The organism is Nonomuraea sp. NPDC059194 (assembly GCF_042754765.1).
GTDB lineage: Bacteria > Actinomycetota > Actinomycetes > Streptosporangiales > Streptosporangiaceae > Nonomuraea.
In genome coordinates this window covers 62,272-80,361 of record NZ_JBHZBH010000021.1, presented here as the reverse complement: position 1 = coordinate 80,361, position 18,090 = coordinate 62,272, and the positions used below count along the sequence as shown (strand labels likewise).

The following is an 18,090-nucleotide window of genomic DNA, read 5'->3' as shown; positions in this document are numbered from 1 at the left end:
CTGGCGAGCAGCCCAGGGCGGCAGCGGCTCCGCCCCTCGGCCTGGCGCGCAGCCCAGGCGGCCATGGGGCGCCCCCGCGCCTAGCGGGCGGCCCAGGCGGCGAGGATCGCCGCCTCCTTCTCGGGGGCGATGCCGTGGACGTTCTTCCTGCCGAACACCCGCTCGCCGACCGGGATCTCCCGCAGCCACTCCCAGGTGTCCCTGACCGTCTCGGCCACGGTACGGCAGCGCAGCCCCGCCGCCTCGGCCTTCGCCGTGGAGATCGTCCAGAAGTTGGCCGTCTCCGGCTTGGGCGGCGCCCACAGCGGCAGTTCCACAAAGGCCCCCACCTCGTGGTCGAGCAGGAACTGGTCGTCCACCCACACGAACTCCGCGTCCGAGCCGGTGGCCTGTCGGCACAGCTCCAGCCACTCACCGTAGGTGGTGTTGCCCGCGGGCCCCGTCACCATGAAGCGGTCGCTGACGCCCTGCTCCGCCTGGTCGAGGGTGAAGATCGCGATGTCGCGCGTGTCGACCAGCTGCATGGCCGCAGAAGGGTCGCCGGGAGCCAGGACCTGGCCGCCGCGCTCGATCCTGGTCAGCCACCACGGCAGCCTGGCGACGTTCTCGTAGGGGCCGAGGATGAGCCCCGGCTGGATGATCAGCGTGTTGCCGTCGAACTCCTGCTCCACCGCGCGCTCGCAGCCCGCCTTGAGCACGCCGTAGTCGCCGTCCTCGGGACCGGCGTCGGGCTCGCAGTCCCACAGACCCGACTCGTCCGTCGCGGGCTCGACGGGGAAGCCGCGCACCGCCGAGACCGTCGAGATGAACGCGTAGGTGTCGGCATGCCCCGACAGCAGCCGGGCGGACAGGCCCGCGACGCGCGGCACGTACGCCGCGGTGTCCACGACGATCTCCCAGCGCCGCCCGTCCACCAGGCGCTCCAGGTCCGCCTTCGACTCCCTGTCGCCGTGCACGGCCTCCACGCCCGGCACGTCGGGGTAACTCTGCCCCCTGTTGAACGTCGTGACCTCGTGCCCGCGCGCGAGCGCCTCCGACACGATCGCGCGGCCGACGAACGCTGACCCTCCGATGACCAGAATTCTCATAAGAGCATTCTTCGGGTACGGCACGCGATTCACTTCACCTCTTCACCAAGAGCGTAGGCGGGCGAGGGCGTCGGCAGGATGTGCACCCTGGCCGAGGCGATGTCGAAGTAGAGCCCCACCAGCTCCAGCGATCCCGCCGCCACCTGCTCGGCGACCTTCTGGTGCGTTTGCAGGTTCTCCAGCTGCTGCATCACGTTCACCCTGCACAGCCGGTCGAGCGGCCCGCTGTCGCTGCCGTCGCTCTCGGACAGGATGAACCTGGCCAGGCTGTGGTTGCCGTGCCGCAGCCACCGCCGCAGCCCCGGCAGACTGCCCGCCTTCACCCCGCCCGACAGCAGCCCGGCCATGGCCCCGCATCCCGAGTGGCCGCACACCGTGATCGTGCGCACCCCCAGCACCTGCGTCGCGTACTCGATCGCCGCCGACACTGAGTCGTCGTGCGGCTGCGCGCCGTACCGGGGAACGAGGTTGCCGATGTTGCGCACCACGAACAGGTCGCCGGGGCCGCTGGCGGTGATGAGCGTGGGCACGATGCGGGAGTCGGCGCACGTGATGAACAGGTGCGTCGGCTGCTGCCGGCGGGCCAGCTCGGTGAAGATGGGCCGCATCCGCGGCGCCGCGCGCCGGTGGAACTCGCGTGCGCCCACCGTCAGCTCGCACTCGACCGGACCGCTCTGCTCAGGTACGGCCGCGCTTCCACGCCCGCGGCGGCGGTGCGCCCACGGCAGCCACCACCGCTCGTGCGCCTTGGGCGGCGTCTTGGCGGGGAACATCCGGTGGCCCGCGGCGGCCAGGCTGTACCACTCGTCGTGCAGCTCGTCGATGTCGACGCTGCCGCCCGAACGCTCGTGCTTGAGCCGCCACGAGTGCAGCGCCTCGAACGCGGCGTTGTCCATGAAGTCGATGTTGAGGTCGAGGTCGACCGGCACGCCGGGCGGGATGGCGCGCAGCTCGTCGGTGAGCCTGGGCACGCCGAGGAAGGTGAGCGACCCCGAGATCGTCACGTGCCACCGCCCGCCCGGCTCCTGCCGTACGTGCACCGAGACCCGGGTCAGCCGCCGCAACGCCAGCAGGACCGCGAGGGCCAGCCCGAACAGCACCCCCTCCGCCAGGCCGAGCACGACCACGCCTGCCAGCGTGACCATGTACACGGGCACCTCGCCGTGGCCGTGGACCTTCCGCACGTGCCCCAAGTTGATCATCTGCAGGCCGATGAACGCCAGCAGCGCCGCCAGCGCCTCCAGCGGAATCAGCCGGATCGCCCAGCCGAAGGACAGGACGAACACCAGCACCCACACGCCGTGCAGGACGGTCGACCAGCGGCTGCGGGCGCCCGCCTGGACGTTCGTGGTGCTGCGCACGATCACGCCCGCCGTGGGCAGCCCGCCGAGCGCGCCCGACACGATGTTGGCCAGGCCCTGCCCGCGCAGCTCCTTGTCCAGGTCGGTGCGCGGGCCGTCGTGCTGCCCGTCGACGGCCACCGAGCAGAGCAGCGACTCCACGCCCGCCAGCAGCGCCACCAGCAGCACCGCGGCGAGGATGCCGTGCCAGTCGCCCGCGGGCAGCACGGGCGGCGCCCACTGCAGCAGGCCGCCGGGCAGGTCCACCCTGGTGACGTCCCAGCCGAACACCGCGGCCGCGATCGAGGCCAGCAGCAGCGCGGCCAGCGGCCCGGGGACCACGCGGACCCTGCGGGGCAGCCACTTCCACACCAGCAGCACGCCGATCGTGATCAGCCCGACGGCGGCCGCGTGGTTGCGCAGGTCGGCGATCTGCGCGGGCAGTTCGAGCAGGTTGTCGACGGCCGAGCTCTGCGGGCTGCCGCCCAGCACCACGTGCAGCTGCGACAGCGCGATCACGACGCCGACGCCGGCGAGCATGCCGTGGATGACGGCAGGGGAGACGGCCAGCGCCGCGCGGGCCGCCTTGAACGCCCCGAGCACCAGCTGCACCACGCCGGCCAGCAACGTGATCACGCAGGTGGCCCGCCAGCCGTAGGTGTGCACGAGGTCGGCCACCACCAGCGACAGGCCCGCGGCCGGCCCGCTGACCTGTACGGCCGAGCCGCCGAACAGCCCCGCCACCACACCGCCGACGACCGCGGCGATCAGCCCCGCGGCCAGTGGCGCGTCGGAGGCGACGGCGATCCCGAGTGACAGAGGGACCGCGACGAGGAAGACGACCAGCGACGCGGGTACGTCATATCGAAGGGTGGTCAGTCCGTTACTCTGAGTGTCCACCGCTCGACTGTATCGGCTGACAGCCCGATAAATGCGGTGTTACGTGCGGTCTTTGCGATCAACGGTAATAGTCGGGATAGTCCTGCTCAGGGGCCCGGTGGTGGTTGCCCCTGCGGCCCTGCTGGGCCGACTCGGCCTCGGGCTGGCCGTACATCTCGCCGTAGGAGGGCCAGCTGCCGTTCGCGGTGGGCGACGGCGTCTCGGGCCAGGCGGCGGGGGCCGTCTGCGGCTGCGGCTCGTAGGACGAGGCGTACTGTCCGCCACCCTGGCCGCCACCGCCCAGCACGTCGTCGTACGGCGAGACCGCCCTGCCCGGCGCGGTCGGCGTCGTGGCCGCGGGCGTCGGGCCCGTCGTCTGCGCGTCGTCGTCGGGCGCGGCCCAGCCGGAGCGGACCTCGTAGGAGTTCGGGTAGGCGGCCGCGGGAGCGGCGGGCTGCGTGTAGGTCTCGAACGCGGGCCACGACGAGGCGGGGGCGGGTCCGTCGAGCACGTCGTGGGCGGGGGCCGCCGACCACGAGCCGGAGTTCGGCCCGGCGGCGGGCGGCGCGGACTGCCACGTCGTCTCGGTGTCGGCGGAGCCGTAGGCGGGGAACGGATCGCTGGTCGGCGCGCCGTGGATGGGGGCCGACGGGTTGGTGACCGCCGGGAAGGACCCACTGCCGAAGGCGGCGAACGACCCGCTGTTGTGCTGCGGCTGCGGCTGCTGCGGCGGCGGCACCGGCCTGGCGCCCGCGCCCAGGATGCTCATCACGTCAGGCGTCGGGGCGGCGAAGGTCACGGTGCGCTGGTCGGCCAGGTCGGAGGCGGAGGGCGCGGGACGGGGCTCGGGCCGCGGCGCGGGCTCGACCAGGTCGGCCAGCGGGCTCTTGTCGGCAGCCGCGGCGGCGCGGGCGGCGGCCCTGCTCGACCTGCTGGAGCGGCTAGACCTCGCGGCGGGCGCGGGGACCGGGGCTGGGGAGGGCGCGGCAGAGGCGGCGGGCGCCGTCGTCTCGGCGGCGGGCCGCTGCGGCAGCGGCAGCTGCACCGTGCGCTCGGTCGAGGGGTCGGCCACGGGACGCTCGGGCTCGAGGGGCCTGCTGGCCGCCATGCGCGCCTTGACCGTGCCGCCCGCGCCGAAGCCGCCCTCGGTGGCCTCGTTGCGGATGTTGGCCCAGAACTCCTCGTCGTCGTCATCGGCCGCGCCGTTGCCCCACTCGTCGACGCCGCGCTTGCCGCGCTGCCCCGTGCGGACGGGCTTGGGCTGCTTCTGCTCGTCGATGGGGCTGAAGTCGGGGCTGAAGTTGACCATGCGGGGTTCGTGCGCGGCGAACTCGTCCGTCGAACGGATCTGGGTCATCTCCTCCTTCTCCGCCATCGCTTTCAGCCGCTCCGGCGGGAGCGAGCTCTCGCGCTTGTTCATCGAACGCATGCCCAGTGCCACGACTGCGAGCACGAGGAGCACGACGGCGACGAGAATCAATACGACCGCAGTCATTGCACCACCCTCAAGGCCATGGCCTGCCAGCGGCGCCGGTGAGATCGCGCGGCCATCGACGCGATCTGCCCCCTTTGATCACCAACGCACAGCGAACGGATCTGATTGTGTCGGACCACTATGAGCGTTGTCACACTCAAAGTGAAGAATTGGTAACCACTACTACCGGCGGCGTTCAGGTCATCACTCGATGTGCACCGCCGTCAGACGCCCGCGCGCGATCGTCCGCTCGGCGATCATCTTCAGGACGTCGGGGAGGGAGGCGCTCCTCGTGTCCTCAAGTCGCCCGCTCAACGCGTAGACGCTGAACCGGTAGCTGCCGGCTCTGTCGCAGGGCGGCTCGTAGCCGACCTTCGTGCTGGTCACCGCCGCCTGACCGGCCTCCTTCGGCAGGTCGGACGAGGCGTCCTCGCCGAGCTCGGTCGTGCGCGGGTCGATGTTGTAGACCACCCAGTGCACGGCCGGGTTGGGGGAGCTGGTGTCGTCGACCACGAGCGCGATCGACTTGGCACGCGAGAGCACGTCGCTCGACCAGCGCAGCGGCGGGCTCTTCTTGGTGCCGTGACAGGAATATTCCGACGGCAGGGGAGTCTTGTCGCGCAGCCTCGAGCTGCTGACGTTGATCTCCCTGATCTCCCTGGCGGGGCCGTTCAGGATGCCGCAGCCGGACACGCCGAGCCCGAGCGCGGCCACCATCGCGATGACGGTGACGCGCCGCACGCGCGTGTACGTGTTCGCCTGCCCCATGCCGGAAGATGCTACGCGCCTGTCGGTGATGCGCCGACCGGTTCGGGAGGTTCGGTCGCGAGGAAAGCGGTTGAAATCCGGAATAATCAGCACATAAAAGAGTGACGTTGGACACAGTCAGAGGTCTCGCCGGCCGTTCCCGCCCGACCGCGATCCGGCCGCGCCCTTCTAAGCTGGGCAGTGTGAGTGATCCGCCCGACCCGGCACAGGGTCCCCTGCGCGACCCAGCACATCGCGTCTCGCCCAAGGCGGTGCGCCTGTGGCTGCTGGAGGCGTTCGTCGCCTTCGTGATCTTCGCGGGGGGCTCGTTCGGGCTCGCCGCCTGGATCCCGAGCTGGTCATGGCTGCCCGAGTGGCTGTCGGGCAACTCGTGGCTGCTGCCCGTGGTGGTGCTCGTGCCCGCCACCCCGTTGCTGCTGATCGAGCCCTTCGTGCGCTATGCCGTACACCGCTGGGAGCTTTCAGGAGACGTCGTCTACGCCAGGTCGGGCTTCCTGACCAGGGAGTGGGTGTTCGTGCCCGTCAGCCGCATCCAGACCGTCGACAAGGCCCAGGGGTGGTTCGAGCGGATGCTCGGGCTGGCCACGCTGGAGATCCGCACCGCCTCCCACGCGGGCTCCTCCACCATCAAGGGCCTCGACCAGGTGACCGCCGCCGGTCTGGCCGAACGGCTGGCGCGCAGGGCCGAGGAGCTCAGGGACGACGCCACATGAGCGAGGTGCCGCAAGGGCTGAAGCTCAGCCCCAAGGTCCTGCTCATCGACCCCGTGCGCATGCTGCCGTCGCTGCTGGTGCCGCTGGCGGGCGTGCTGTTCGTGGGCGGCTTCTCCCCGGGCTCGTTCGGCTGGGCGGCCGCGGGCCTGGTCGGCGCCGTCGTCTTCGCCGTCGTGCGCTGGGCGACGTTCAGCTACCGCGTCGCTGGCGACCGGCTGGAGATCAGGCGCTCGCTCGTCAGCAGGTCGGTGCGGACCATCCCGCTGGAGCGCATCAGGGGCGTGGACGTCACCACGCCGCCCATGCACCGGCTGCTGGGGCTCGCCGTACTCAAGATCGACACTGGTGCGAGCGGGGGAGGGGAGCAGGAGGGCGAGCTCGACGGAGTGACCGTCCATGAGGCCGAGAGGCTCAAGGGCGTCCTGCTGCGCCGGGCCAGGGCCGCCAAGGTGGAGGCGGATCCCGACTCCCCTCACGCGGTGCCTGACGCCCCGCCCGCCCCACCCGAAGAGCGGCTGATCGTCAAGGTGCCGCGCAAGTGGCTCCTGTACGGCCCGCTGTCCGGCGCCTACCTGCTGACCCCGTTCGCCCTCGCGGGCGGTGCCATCGGACTGGCCTTCCAGTGGGGCGGCGACCTGGGCTTCCGCGACCTCGCCTGGGTCGCGGGGCGGTGGCTGTGGCAGCACCCCCTGCTCATCGCGGCCGCGGTCCTGGTGCTGATCCTGGCCATGCCGTTCGTCGCCGCGGTCATGTACTCCGTCTTCAACTGGGACTTCACGCTGAAGGAGCGCGAGGGCTACCTCGTCGCCGAGCGCGGGCTGGTCACCAGGCGCAGCGTCTCCCTCGAGGCCCGCCGTACCAGGGGCTACGAGATCGTCGACGCGCTCGCCGAGCGGAAGGCCGGCGTCGTCAGGATGTGGGCCATCGTCACCGGCCTCGGCGACTCGGAGACCAGGGGACAACTGCTGCCCGACGTTCCCCGCCGGGTGGCGCTCGACGTCGCCGCGCAGGCCGTGGGCACGTTCGCCGCGCCGCTGCGCCCGCACCCGCCCGTCGCGCGCGAGCGCCGCCTGTTCAGGGCGATCGTCCCCTGGCTCGCCGTGGCGGCGGCCGCCGCCCTGCTGGCCGTGCTGACGTCCACGGGGCTGTGGTGGGGCCTGGCCGTCGCCGCACTCGTCTTCGCGACGCTCGGCATCCCGCTCGGCGAGGACCGCTACCGCTCGCTCGGGCACGGCTACGACGGCGTCCTGCTGTCGGTGCGCTCAGGCTCGCTGCGGCGCGCCCAGGCGGTCGTCGAACGGCGGGCGGTCGTCGGATGGCGGCTGCGGCAGACCTGGTTCCAGCGCCGGGCCGGAGTGCTCACCCTCATCGTGGGCGTCGGCGCGGGCAAGGGCGGCTACGAGGCGGTGGACGTCTCCGCCCAGCAGGCGGTCGGCTTCCCCGCCGAGGTCACCCCCGAGTGGATGGCGCCGTTCCTCCGCGCTCCCGGCTCCTGACGCGTCGAAGGGGGTGGCCCTTGCGGGCCACCCCCTTCGTTTGTCAGTCCTGGCGGCGAGCGCCGAACATGATCTCGTCCCACGTGGGCACCGAGGCCCTGCGGCCCCTGGCACCCTTCTTGGGCTGCCGCGCGGCGGGCGCGGGCGGCGGCGAAGGCACCGGGCCCGGTGCCGCGTCGCCCGGCTTCTTGGGGACGGGCGGCTTGGGCACGGGCGCCTTGTCCTGCACGGGCGTCTTGTCCTGCGCGTCCCTGGCGTCCTTGGTCTCCCTCACGTCCGCGTCGACGCTCGGGCGGGCCGCGGGCACCGCTGCCTTGTCCTGGGGTACGGCTGGCGCCGCCTCCTCCGTCTTCTGTGGCACGGCCTGTGCCGCCTCCTTCTCGGATACGGCGTTCGCGGCCTCAGCGACCTTCGGGCTCTCGGAGACCTTCGAGCTCTCGGCTGCCTGCGCGCTCTCGGCGACCTTTGTGTCCTCAGCGACCTTCGTGTTCTCAGCGACCTTCGTGTTCTCAGCGGCGTTCGTGGCCTCGGCGGCGGCCTCCTGCGGCTTCACCGGCCCCTCGGCCGCCTTCGGCTGGTCGGGCTCGGCGGCCCTTTCGACCTCCTGGACGACCTCGGGCTCCTCCGATGCCTTCGCCCCCGGGTCGCCGGTCGCAGAGTCACCGGCCTTGGGCTCACCGGCTGCGGGCTCGGCGGCGGTGGCCTGTGCGGGCTCGGCCGTCACGGGTGCCACGGATGAAGCCTCCCTGGCCGGCTCGGGAGCTTCGACGGGAGCGGGCGCCTCCACGACGGAGGCTTGTTCGCTCTCGTCGATGGCGGGCGCAGGGTCCTGTCGCGGTGCCTCGGCCGTCTCAGGGGCCTTCGGCGTCTCGGGGGCCTTCGGCGTCTCGGCGGGCGCGGCGGCCTCGGCGATGGGGGCCGCCGAGCTCGCCGGCTCGGAGACAGCTGGCTCGGAGAGGGCTGACTCGGAGACAGCCGGCTCGGAGACAGCCGGCTCGGAGACAGCCGGCTCGGAGACGGCTGGAGCGGAGCTCGCTGGCTCGGTGACCACGGGCATGCTGGCGGCAGGCGTCGTGTCCGTAGGCATCGGGCCCTCGGGCGCCTCAACGTCGGTCGTGGTGACGTCGGTCGTGGTGACGTGGGGCGTGGCGACTGTGGGCGTCGCGGCCGAAGTCGGGACAGCGGGCGCGGCGTTGGACGTCGCCATGTCGGGCGTCGGGACGGCTGGTTCCGGTACGGCGGGTGGGGTCAGCTCGACCGGGGCCGGGGCCGGGGCCGGGGCAGCGGGCACATGGGGCACCACCGGCTCGGGGTTCCTGACCACGGGCGGTTCCTGGAGGCGCGGCGTGGCGGGCTCCGCGTGCGGCTCGGGCAGGCGAGGCGCGACGGGCGCGGGCCCGGCGTCCACCACCGGCCGCTGGGATGCGGGCTCGGCGTCCACCACCACCTGGGATGCGGGGTAGGCGCCCGCTACCGGCTGCTGGGGCGTGGAGTCGGCGTCCGCCACCGGCGACTGCACCGTGGGGTTGGCCGCCACCACCGGCGACTGCACCGTGGGGTCGGCCTCCACCACTTGCGACTGGGGCGCGGGGTTGGCGTCTACCATCGGCGGCCGCTCCGGCGCGGGCGGGTGGTTCACCGCCGCCGGTGCGGACTGGTCGAAGGCCGACAGGCGCTCGGCCGCGGGTGTGTGGTTGAACGTCGGGGGGCGCTCCGGAGCCGACGGGCGGTCCGACGGGCGCTCCGAAACAGCGGGGCGCTCCGCGGGAGCGTAGATCGACTCGGGCTCACGGGAGGCGCGCGGCTCGGCCGTACGCGGTGAGTTCGGCGCCCACGCGGCCGGCGGTTCGGGCACGGCCGGGCGCGCCGCGGGCGGCGGGCTGTAGGTCGCCGCATCCTGGCGCGTCACCGACGGGAACGGCACGGGCGGCTGCATCAGCGGCTCGGCGGCCAGCGGCGGCACCGGCTGCAGCTTGGCCACCCGCGGCGCGAACGGCGTGACGGTGGTGTCCTCGACCGGCGGGTTCGGGTCGAAGTCGGCCGACGACAGCCGCATCGACTCCTCGTCGTGCGGCGTCACGTGGCGGCGGCGCGGATCGAACAGCCACTCGGCGTGGCGCGTGTGACCGTTCCACACGTAGCCGAGCTTGACCCGCCACAGCCCGTCGTCGCGCTTGGCGGAGTCCCAGTCGATCTCGTCGGACGGCACGCCGCGCCTGGTGAGCCGCTCGGCGACCAGCTCGCCGAGCGTGGGGCCTGGGGCCGACTCTCCCGGCATGCGCACGGATGCGCGCTGCGCCTGCTGGGCGACGTACTCCCTCTCCTGGAGCACGGGGCCCTCGAACCAGCGGACCCGCTCGACGGGGATTCCCGCGGTCGCGGCGATCTCCTCCGCGGTCTCCCCGGCACGTATGCGGGCCTGGATCTCCTTGGGGCGCAACGGACTCTCCACTTCGATCTCGTACTGACCGAGACGGGAGAAGTTTCCGCGGACGGCAGCGCGGAGCCGGTCGTCCACGGGAAGCGTGAAACGGGTCCCTCTCCCGGCCGTCGCCAGCACGAGATAGGTGCCGTCCTCGCTCACCGCGACGAGTCGGAGCTCCTGCATGCGAGTCCCTTCGTCAGCGTCGTGCTCAATCTTCCCCCGGACCCTTGAGTCTCTCGCGTGTGCCGGTTGCCTTCCAGCACCGTACCCGGCATGTCCGAACATCGCCTTCATGGGACGGGCCCTGGCTGATGTGACGCCGGTCACACTTGATGATTCCATCAGAAACTACAGCTCGCCACCGTGCAGCAGGAGGTTAGAGCTCCTCGACGGATTCTGGCGAATCACGTCCCGCGCCGCCGTGGACTTCGGCCAAGTGGCGTCATCCGGCGTGTTGGCGGACGGCCGGGACTCCAGGTGGCGGGCCATCGTGCCCGCCGTACGCGGGGAGGTCGTCACGACCACCCCCGCCTTGCCGAGCCTGCGCACGGCGGTCGCCAGCGCGGGTGAGTCGCCGAAGGCGACGGGCAGGGCCGCCACGGCGGGGCGGCGCGCGTGCCCGCGTACCCAGTCGAGGCCCGCGATCACGTCGGACATCTGGCCCGAGCCGTCGCAGCCGAGCACCTTGACCGAGCCGACGCGTGCGCCCGGGGCCACCCCGTCCGCCCGTCCGGCGGCCAGGGACGCGGCGCGGGTGCCGCGGGTGCCGCAGAAGCGCCCGCGCACGCCCGTTGCGTCGAAGGCGTGCCACGCCCGGTCGCCGAACTCGTCGCGGGCGACGTCGACGCCGGTGTCGAGCACGTAGACGGTGACACCCTTGCCCGCCGTGGAGGAGCCGGAGCCCTTCGCAGGGTCGAGCGCGAGGGCGCGGACGCGGCTGTCTGGCTCCAGCGCACGTACCCTGGGGTCGGCGCGCAGCTCGGCCGCCTCGGCCGAGGTGAGCAGCGCCGCGAAGCCCGGCAGCGCGGTGGTGTAGTAGCGGCGCACCCGCCATCGCGCGTCGCCGACCAGCGCACGGGCCTCGGCCCGGCCCGCGGCGGTGACGATGTACGGGCGGGGCGGCTCGTCGGGAGCGGCGGCCGGAGCTCCGGCGGGGGCCACGACAGAGGCCACCACGGGAGCCGCTGTGGTGACGGCCGTCGCCAGGGCCGCGGCGGCGTACACGGAGGGTAGTCCGAATCGGCGGGGCACGAGGGTCCAATCTGCTGTCACGCAGGTCACAGGAACAACAGGACACGCGGTCGCGTCTAGTTACGAAGAAGCTCTTTACCGAACGTGTGACAAGAGAGGACTGATCCGGGGGATGAGCGGCGAGCAGCAGAAGTTCGAGCTGAGCGTGCCGCAGATCGCAGGAGGAGCGCTGGCCGCGGTGACGGCGGCCGTGGCGGCGTCGTACCTCGGAGTGGCGGGGACCTTTGTGGGCGCGGCGGTGGCGAGTATCGCCAGCACCATCGGCGGCGCCATCTACACGCACTACCTGAAGCGCGCCAACGACCAGATCAAGCAGCACACCGTCGTCGCGTGGCGCGACAGGCCCGAGCCGCCCGTCCACGTCGAGGGGGAGGGCGAGCTGGCGACGGCCGTCCAGGCCACGGTCAGGGCCACCGGCGGGGAGGAGGGGGACTCCTCGCCCACGCTGGTGATGGCGCCGGTGCCGCCGCGGCGCGGGATGCCGTGGCCGCGGCTGCTGGCGGCCGCCGCGCTGGTGTTCGCGATCAGCACCGGCGTCATCCTCGCCTACCAGGCCTTCGCCCACGAGACCGTGCACGAGACGGTCACCGGCAAGAGCGGCGCGGTCGAGCAGGACAGGCGGGAGCCGCAACAGGAGCCGGAGGAGGACGCGCCGATCGCCCCGCCGGTGTCGCACACGCCGGAGAAGCGGGAGCCCACGCCCACGCCGACCCCCACCCCGACGCCGACCGCGGAGCCGAGCGCGACGCCCACCCCGACCCCTACGACCACGACCGCGCCGGAGACGCCGACGCCCACCGACTCCGCCACCACGGAGCCCGAGCCCACACAGACCGAGGGCGACAGGGGCACCGACGCCGACCAGAGCCCGCCCGCCGAAGACCGGCTGGAGCAGGCCCCCGAACAGCCCTAGCGTCCTTGTTATGCGCCCAGGACGGTGTCCAGGTACGGGTTGGCGAACACCCTGGCCGGGTCGAGTTCGTCGCGCAGGGCCACGAAGTCGCCGAACCGCGGATAGACCCCCGCCAGGTAGGCGGCGTCGCGGGTGTGGAGCTTGCCCCAGTGCGGGCGCCCCTCAAGACGCGTCATGACCTCCTCGACGCCCTCGAAGTAGGCGGGGTTCGGGGTCGGCCGGTAGATGTGGCAGGCGATATAGGCCGACGGCCTGCCGTACGCGGTCGACAGCCACGCGTCGCTCGGCGGCGTGACCCGCACCTCGATCGGGAAGGTGATCTTCCAGCCCGTCCGCTCGATCAGGTCCCTGGTCTCGCGCAGCGCCTGGCCGAGCCGTTCGCGGGGGACGGCGTACTCCATCTCGAGGAAGCGCACGTCGCGGACGGAAGTGAAGATCTTGTAACTGGTGTCCACCGACTCGGAGTCGCCGAGGAAGGCCGCCGACAGCGCGTTGAGCCGGGGGATCGAGGCGGGAAAACGCCCGCCGACCCCGCACAGCGCCCCGAAGAGGGTGTTCTCCAGGAAGACGTTGTCCATCCAGTGCTTGAAGGCGCTCGGCGGCTGGGCCGGCCCCGGATGCCGGTTGTTGGTCTTGACCAGGCAAGAGTCGGTGTGCGGCAGCCAGAAGAAGTCGAGGTGCTCGTTGGCCGAGGTCATCGAGTCGAGCTGGTCCAGGATGTCGCTCAGCGGCATCACCCTGCGGACGTTGTGCAGCAGGAAGGACGGCTCGACGCGGAAGGTGACCGCCGTCAGCACGCCCAGCGCGCCGAGGCCGACCCTGGCCGCGTCGAACAGGTCCTCACCGGGGGAGGCCGTCACGACGGAGCCGTCGGCGAGCACCATCTCCAGCTTGACCACCTGGTCGGCGAGGCCGCCGGTGTCGCGTCCGGTGCCGTGGGTACCGGTCTGGATGGCGCCGGCGACCGTCTGCGCGGTGATGTCGCCCATGTTGGCCAGGGCGAGACCGCGCCTGCCGAGCTCCTCGTTGAGCGCGCTCAGCGGTGTTCCGGCCAGGACGCACACCGAGGTGGTGCCGTTGTCCTTGGTCACGGAGCGGATGCCGGTCAGTCCCTGCGGCCTGAGCATGATGCCGTCGGTGAGGGCCACGCCTGTGAAGGAGTGGCCGGTGCCGACCATGCGGACACGGCGGCCGCTGTCGGCGGCGTCCTGTACGGCCTGCGCCACGTCCTTCACGGAGGAGGGGGTGCGCACCTCGGTGGGGGTGCCTGACTGGTTTCGAGCCCAGTTCGTGAAGACCATGCGCACACCCCTCTGGAGTAAAGTTCCGGTTAAACGCGAACCTTACTCACTTTTCCCACCCTTCGGGAACTGGGAAGATGTCGCCGGGCTCCAGGTTCTGGCTCTTGATGACCTCGGAGACCGTCACGAAGTGGTACCCCTTGCCCTGCAGCGTCTTGAGGAGCGCGGGCATCGAGTCGACGGTCTGCTTCACCCAGTCGTGCATGAGGATGATGCCGTCCTGCTTGGCCACCGCGAGCGTCTGCTTCTTGATGGCCGCCTCGTTCCTGGACTCCCAGTCGCGCGAACCGCCGGTCCACAGGATCATCGGCATCCCGAACTCCGCCGCGATGTCGGAGACCTGCAGGTCCGCCATGCCGTACGGCGGGCGCAGCAGCTTGGGCTCCACGCCCGTGACCTGCTTGATGATGTCCTGCGTCTTCTGGATCTCGTTCCGGATGGCCCCCGGCTCGAGCTTGGTGAAGTTGAGGTGCTTGTAGCTGTGGTTGCCCAGCTCGTGCCCCTCGACGGCCATGCGCTTGGCGAAGGCGGGGCGGCTCTTCACGTACTGGCCCTCGAGGAAGAACGTCGCCTTGGCGTCGTACTTCTTCAACGTGTCGAGCAGCTTGTCGGCGTACTGGCCGGGACCGTCGTCGAAGGTCAGCGCGAGGCACTTGACCTGCGTGCAGTCGACCTCCTTGGGGGCAGGAGCGGCCGAAGCGGCTGATGGGGTCAATGTGACCGCAACAGCCGCAATAGCCAGCAGTGAAACAAAATGTCGGGACATAGCAGACTTTCCTATGTTGAGGGGGTGTCTGAGGGGATCTCCCGACCGTAGCGGATCAACCTTTGGCGGGTGAAGGAGCCTCGGGAAGTCTCAGCAAACCCGAACCTCCGATGCCCACAAGGGCCGCGAGCAGCGCACACGCCAGCGAGAAGCCGTAGGCATTGGACGCGCCGAACGCCTCGGTGAGCCGGCCGCCCGCCCACGCGCCGATCGCCACGCCGAACCCGATCGAGGTGGAGATCCACGCCATGCCCTCGGTGAGCAGCGACGGCGGCACCAGCCGTTCGGTGAGCGAGAAGCCCGTGATGAGCGTGGGCGAGATCGCCAGTCCCGCGACGAACAGCGCGACCGCCATGAACGGCGCGCTGCCGACGAACGCGATCGGCAGCAGGCCGACCGCGAAGACCACGATCGCCCGCACGAACCTGGCCCGCAGCGACACCCTCCACGCCTTCGAGCCGAACCACAGACCCGACACCATCGAGCCGCCGGCGAAGGCCGCCAGCAGGAAGCCCGCCGCGCCCTTGACGCCCTGCTCCTCGGCGAAGGCCACGGTGATCAGGTCGACCGAGCCGAACACCGCGCCGAGCGCGAGATAGACGCACGACAGCAGGGCGATGCCGGGGATGGTGATCGGGCTGCCGCCGACGTGCCTGACGGGCGCCACGGGAGGTTCGGTACGGCGCTGCATCGCGAAGGCGAGAGTGCCGACCAGCATGAGCACCAGCGCCACGATCAGCCCCGCGAACGGATTGACCGCCGTGGCCAGGACCGTCACCAACGCGGGCCCGGTGACGAAGACCACCTCGTCGGCCACCGACTCGAACGCGAAGGCGGTGTGCAGCTTCGCCGAGCCGCCGAGCTGGTGCGACCAGCGGGCGCGGACCATCGAGCCGAGTGACACCGAGGAGGCGCCGACGACGAATCCGGACAGGTACAGCGTCCAGTCGGGCAGGCGGAATGCGGCGCACAGCATGAGGGCGGCCATGGACAGGCCGTTGAGCAGGGCGAGCGGCGTGATGACCCGGGCCTGGCCGAACCTGTCGACCAGGCGGCCCGACAGCGGGGCGGCGATCGCGTAGGAGATGCTGGTGACGGCGGCGACGGCGCCCGCCGTGGCGTACGAGCCGGTGATCATTGAGATCAGCAGGACGATGCCGATGCCCAGCATCGACATCGGCATCCTGCCGATGAATCCCGCGACGACGAAACCCTTGACTCCGGGCGTCTTGAACAGCCCCCGGTACGGCCCGACCACTACGTCCCCCTACTCTTCAAGCGCCCAACCTTTGCGCACCGTCTGTCCCGACAGCAAGTGATTTTTCGCCTGATCGTCTAACGTGGCCTGGGTGTCTGCTCTTCCCTCCGTCCGGGGGCTCATGATCGTCCTCGCCGTGGTGGTGTCGGTGGGCGCCGCCGGCGCGTTCGCGTTCGCGATGAGCGAGGAGAAGGAGAAGGACCCGGCCCCCTCCGTCGTGGCCAGGGACGAGACCCCGCGGCTCGAGACGCTGGTGCCGGTCAGGCAGTTCGGCCGGGGCGGCCCCGGGGTCACGGTCACGCCGCCGCGGATGCTGGGCATCGCCGCCGCCACGGTCCCGAAGCAGACCCGCCTGGCGCTCGGCGCGCTCAAGCACGTGCAGAAGGTGATCGTGGTCGACGCGGGCTCGGTGAAGGTGGCGGGCACCGGCGTCAACCTGCTGGCCGTCGATCCCGCCGACTACCGCTCGTGGACGCCGCAGGCCGTCGCCGACCAGCCGGAGGTGTGGAGCGCGCTGGCCAGGGGCGAACTGGTCGCCGACACCGCCGCCGCCCGCAGGTTCGGCCTGGTCCTCGGCGCGTCGTACCAGATCGACGGCGGCCCGAGGCTGCGCGTGGCCGCCTCCGCCACGCTCGGCCTGCCGGGCGTGGACGGCATCGTCAGCACCGAGGTCGGCCGTAGCCTCGGCCTCATGCAAGGCGTCGCCGTGCTCCTGCACGGCAAGGCGGGCAAGATCAGCGAGGCGGGCGTGCGCGAGCTGCTCGGCCAGGACGCCCAGGTGGTCACCGTCGGCCGCGCCCGTCCCCCCGCCCGGCCCCGCTCCCAGCCCGCCAAGCAGCCGGAAAACCAGGTGGTACGGCAGGGCAGCTACCTCGACCTCTACAAGGCGGCCGCCACCCGCTGCCCCGGCCTGTCGTGGACCGTGCTGGCGGCCATCGGCCAGGTGGAGAGCTCGCACGGGCGCAACAACGGCCCGTCGAGCGCGGGCGCGCTCGGCCCGATGCAGTTCATGCCCGCCACCTGGAAGGCCTACGGCGTGGACGGCGACGGCGACGGCCGCAAGGACATCTGGAGCCCCTACGACGCGGTGCCGGGCGCCGCCAACTACCTGTGCGCCAACGGCGCAGGCCAGGGCGGGCAGAAGCTGCGCAAGGCCGTGTGGTTCTACAACCACTCGTGGGCCTACGTGAACAAGGTCCTCGGCCTGTCGGAGGCCTACGCCCGCGCCTACGCCTGACCGCGCCCGCGCCTGACCGCTCCCGCGCCTGGCCGTACCGTGGGCGCCTGGCCGTCGGGCGAGCGACCGCGCCTACGCCTGAAGCTACGCCGGGCGCCGCACGGGCGGCGGGCAGCAGGTCAGCGCGCACGCCACCGGCTCGGGCTCCTCCATCAGCTCGCGCACCATCCGCACGAAGCGCGGATGCGTGCCCGCCGTCGCCGCCCGCTCCAGCGGCAGCCCCAGCTCGGCGGCCAGCTGCCTGGCCTCCACGTCGAGGTCGAAGACGACCTCCATGTGATCGGAGACGAAGCCGATCGGCACCAGCACCACCGCGGGATCGGCAGTGACATGGGCGCGGCCGCTTCGGGGCTCGTTGGCTCGTTCCTCGCTCTCTCCCCCCGAGCTCCTCCGCACTGTGACATGGGCGCGGCCGCTTCGGGGCTCGTTGGCTCGTTCCTCGCTCTCTCCCCCCGAGCTCCTCCGCGCGATCTTACGGAGGTGGTCGAGCACGTCCGGCTCCAGCCACGGCACCTGCGGAGGGCCGCTGCGCGACTGCCACACCAGCTCCCACGGCTCGCTGCGGCCGAGCGCCTGGCTGACCAGCTCGGCCGACCTGCGCAGCTGCGCCTCGTAGAGCCCGCCGGAAGGGCCCGCCGTCCGCGCCATCGAGACGGGGATGCTGTGCGCGGTGAACACCAGCCTGGCGTCGTCACGGCCCAGCCGGTCGAGCGCCTGCCGGGTGTGGTCGGCCATCGCCGCGACGAACCCGGGATGGTCGCCGAAGTGCCGCATCTTGACCAGCTCGGGCCCGCCCTCGACGGAGATGCGGGCGATGTCCTCGTAGTACTGGCGGCAGCTGGAGTAGCCGGCGAACGCGGAGGTGGCGAAGACCGCCGCCCTGCCGACGCCGTCGGCCTTCATCTGCAGGACCGTGTCCTCGCCGAACGGCCGCCAGTTGCGGTTGCCCCAGTAGACCGGCACGTCCAGCTCCGCGCGCAGCGCCTCGACCAGGTCGCGGTTCTGCTGGTTGATCGGGCTGACCCCGCCGAAGGACTGGTAGTGCTCGGCCACCTCGAGCAGCCGCTCGCGCGGCACCCCTCTGCCCCGCACGACGTTCTCGAGAAACGGCATCACGTCGTCGGGCCCCTCGGGACCGCCGAAGGACAGCAGCAGCAGCGCGTCGTAGTTCCCCACGCCGA

At 71.8% G+C, this 18,090-nt stretch carries 14 protein-coding genes; 4 read left to right on the top strand and 10 right to left on the bottom strand.

Annotated features, from left to right (window positions below):
• Positions 1-80: 80 nt before the first annotated feature.
• The 4 genes from ACFXJ8_RS24840 to ACFXJ8_RS24825 form a co-directional block, all read right to left on the bottom strand.
• A complete protein-coding gene (locus ACFXJ8_RS24840) occupies positions 81-1,088 on the bottom strand; it encodes an NAD-dependent epimerase/dehydratase family protein (protein ID WP_379646333.1) in 1,008 nt (335 codons plus the stop codon).
• A gap of 29 nt (positions 1,089-1,117) precedes the next feature.
• Positions 1,118-3,328, bottom strand: coding sequence for a SulP family inorganic anion transporter (locus tag ACFXJ8_RS24835; protein ID WP_379646332.1), 2,211 nt, complete (start codon positions 3,326-3,328; stop codon positions 1,118-1,120).
• 58 nt (positions 3,329-3,386) lie between these two features.
• Complete coding sequence (locus ACFXJ8_RS24830) at positions 3,387-4,802, bottom strand: hypothetical protein (protein WP_379646331.1); 1,416 nt, start codon at positions 4,800-4,802, stop codon at positions 3,387-3,389.
• A gap of 183 nt (positions 4,803-4,985) precedes the next feature.
• The gene (locus ACFXJ8_RS24825; RefSeq protein ID WP_379646330.1) at positions 4,986-5,549 is read right to left on the bottom strand and encodes a YbhB/YbcL family Raf kinase inhibitor-like protein; all 564 of its coding nucleotides are present in this window, start codon (positions 5,547-5,549) and stop codon (positions 4,986-4,988) included.
• A gap of 182 nt (positions 5,550-5,731) precedes the next feature.
• Between ACFXJ8_RS24825 and ACFXJ8_RS24820 the strand changes: the two genes are divergently transcribed.
• Both ACFXJ8_RS24820 and ACFXJ8_RS24815 read left to right on the top strand, forming a co-directional pair.
• A complete protein-coding gene (locus tag ACFXJ8_RS24820; RefSeq protein ID WP_379646329.1) occupies positions 5,732-6,262 on the top strand; it encodes a PH domain-containing protein in 531 nt (176 codons plus the stop codon).
• Positions 6,259-7,758 (top strand): PH domain-containing protein, encoded by a 1,500-nt coding sequence (locus ACFXJ8_RS24815; RefSeq protein WP_379646328.1) that lies wholly within the window; start codon positions 6,259-6,261, stop codon positions 7,756-7,758. The genes ACFXJ8_RS24820 and ACFXJ8_RS24815 overlap by 4 nt, the downstream gene beginning before the upstream one ends.
• A gap of 43 nt (positions 7,759-7,801) precedes the next feature.
• On the opposite strand, the gene sepH is transcribed toward ACFXJ8_RS24815, so the two are convergent.
• Together sepH and ACFXJ8_RS24805 are read right to left on the bottom strand one after the other, a co-directional pair.
• On the bottom strand, positions 7,802-10,366 hold the full coding sequence (sepH, locus tag ACFXJ8_RS24810) for a septation protein SepH (protein ID WP_379646327.1): 2,565 nt from the start codon (positions 10,364-10,366) through the stop codon (positions 7,802-7,804).
• A 165-nt stretch (positions 10,367-10,531) separates the two neighbouring features.
• Complete coding sequence (locus ACFXJ8_RS24805; RefSeq protein ID WP_379646326.1) at positions 10,532-11,407, bottom strand: S8 family serine peptidase; 876 nt, start codon at positions 11,405-11,407, stop codon at positions 10,532-10,534.
• Positions 11,408-11,546: 139 nt separating this feature from the next.
• Here ACFXJ8_RS24805 and ACFXJ8_RS24800 point away from each other — a divergent pair, with 139 nt between their 5' ends.
• On the top strand, positions 11,547-12,347 hold the full coding sequence (locus tag ACFXJ8_RS24800) for a hypothetical protein (RefSeq protein WP_379646325.1): 801 nt from the start codon (positions 11,547-11,549) through the stop codon (positions 12,345-12,347).
• Positions 12,348-12,355: 8 nt separating this feature from the next.
• Here the strand turns inward: ACFXJ8_RS24800 and ACFXJ8_RS24795 are convergent, their stop codons facing one another.
• The 3 genes from ACFXJ8_RS24795 to ACFXJ8_RS24785 all read right to left on the bottom strand — a co-directional run bounded on the left by ACFXJ8_RS24795 (position 12,356) and on the right by ACFXJ8_RS24785 (position 15,672).
• Positions 12,356-13,648 (bottom strand): D-arabinono-1,4-lactone oxidase, encoded by a 1,293-nt coding sequence (locus ACFXJ8_RS24795; protein WP_379646324.1) that lies wholly within the window; start codon positions 13,646-13,648, stop codon positions 12,356-12,358.
• 46 nt (positions 13,649-13,694) lie between these two features.
• Complete coding sequence (locus ACFXJ8_RS24790) at positions 13,695-14,363, bottom strand: polysaccharide deacetylase family protein (protein ID WP_379646323.1); 669 nt, start codon at positions 14,361-14,363, stop codon at positions 13,695-13,697.
• A gap of 106 nt (positions 14,364-14,469) precedes the next feature.
• Positions 14,470-15,672: an MFS transporter gene (locus tag ACFXJ8_RS24785; protein WP_379646322.1), complete on the bottom strand. Its 1,203-nt coding sequence runs from the start codon at positions 15,670-15,672 to the stop codon at positions 14,470-14,472.
• A gap of 91 nt (positions 15,673-15,763) precedes the next feature.
• On the opposite strand from ACFXJ8_RS24785, the gene ACFXJ8_RS24780 reads away from it, so the two are divergent.
• Positions 15,764-16,909, top strand: a complete 1,146-nt coding sequence (locus ACFXJ8_RS24780) for a lytic transglycosylase domain-containing protein (RefSeq protein WP_379646321.1) — start codon at positions 15,764-15,766, stop codon at positions 16,907-16,909.
• A gap of 84 nt (positions 16,910-16,993) precedes the next feature.
• On the opposite strand, the gene ACFXJ8_RS24775 is transcribed toward ACFXJ8_RS24780, so the two are convergent.
• Positions 16,994-18,085, bottom strand: a complete 1,092-nt coding sequence (locus tag ACFXJ8_RS24775) for a ferrochelatase (RefSeq protein WP_379646320.1) — start codon at positions 18,083-18,085, stop codon at positions 16,994-16,996.
• Between the last annotated feature and the right edge of the window lie 5 nt (positions 18,086-18,090).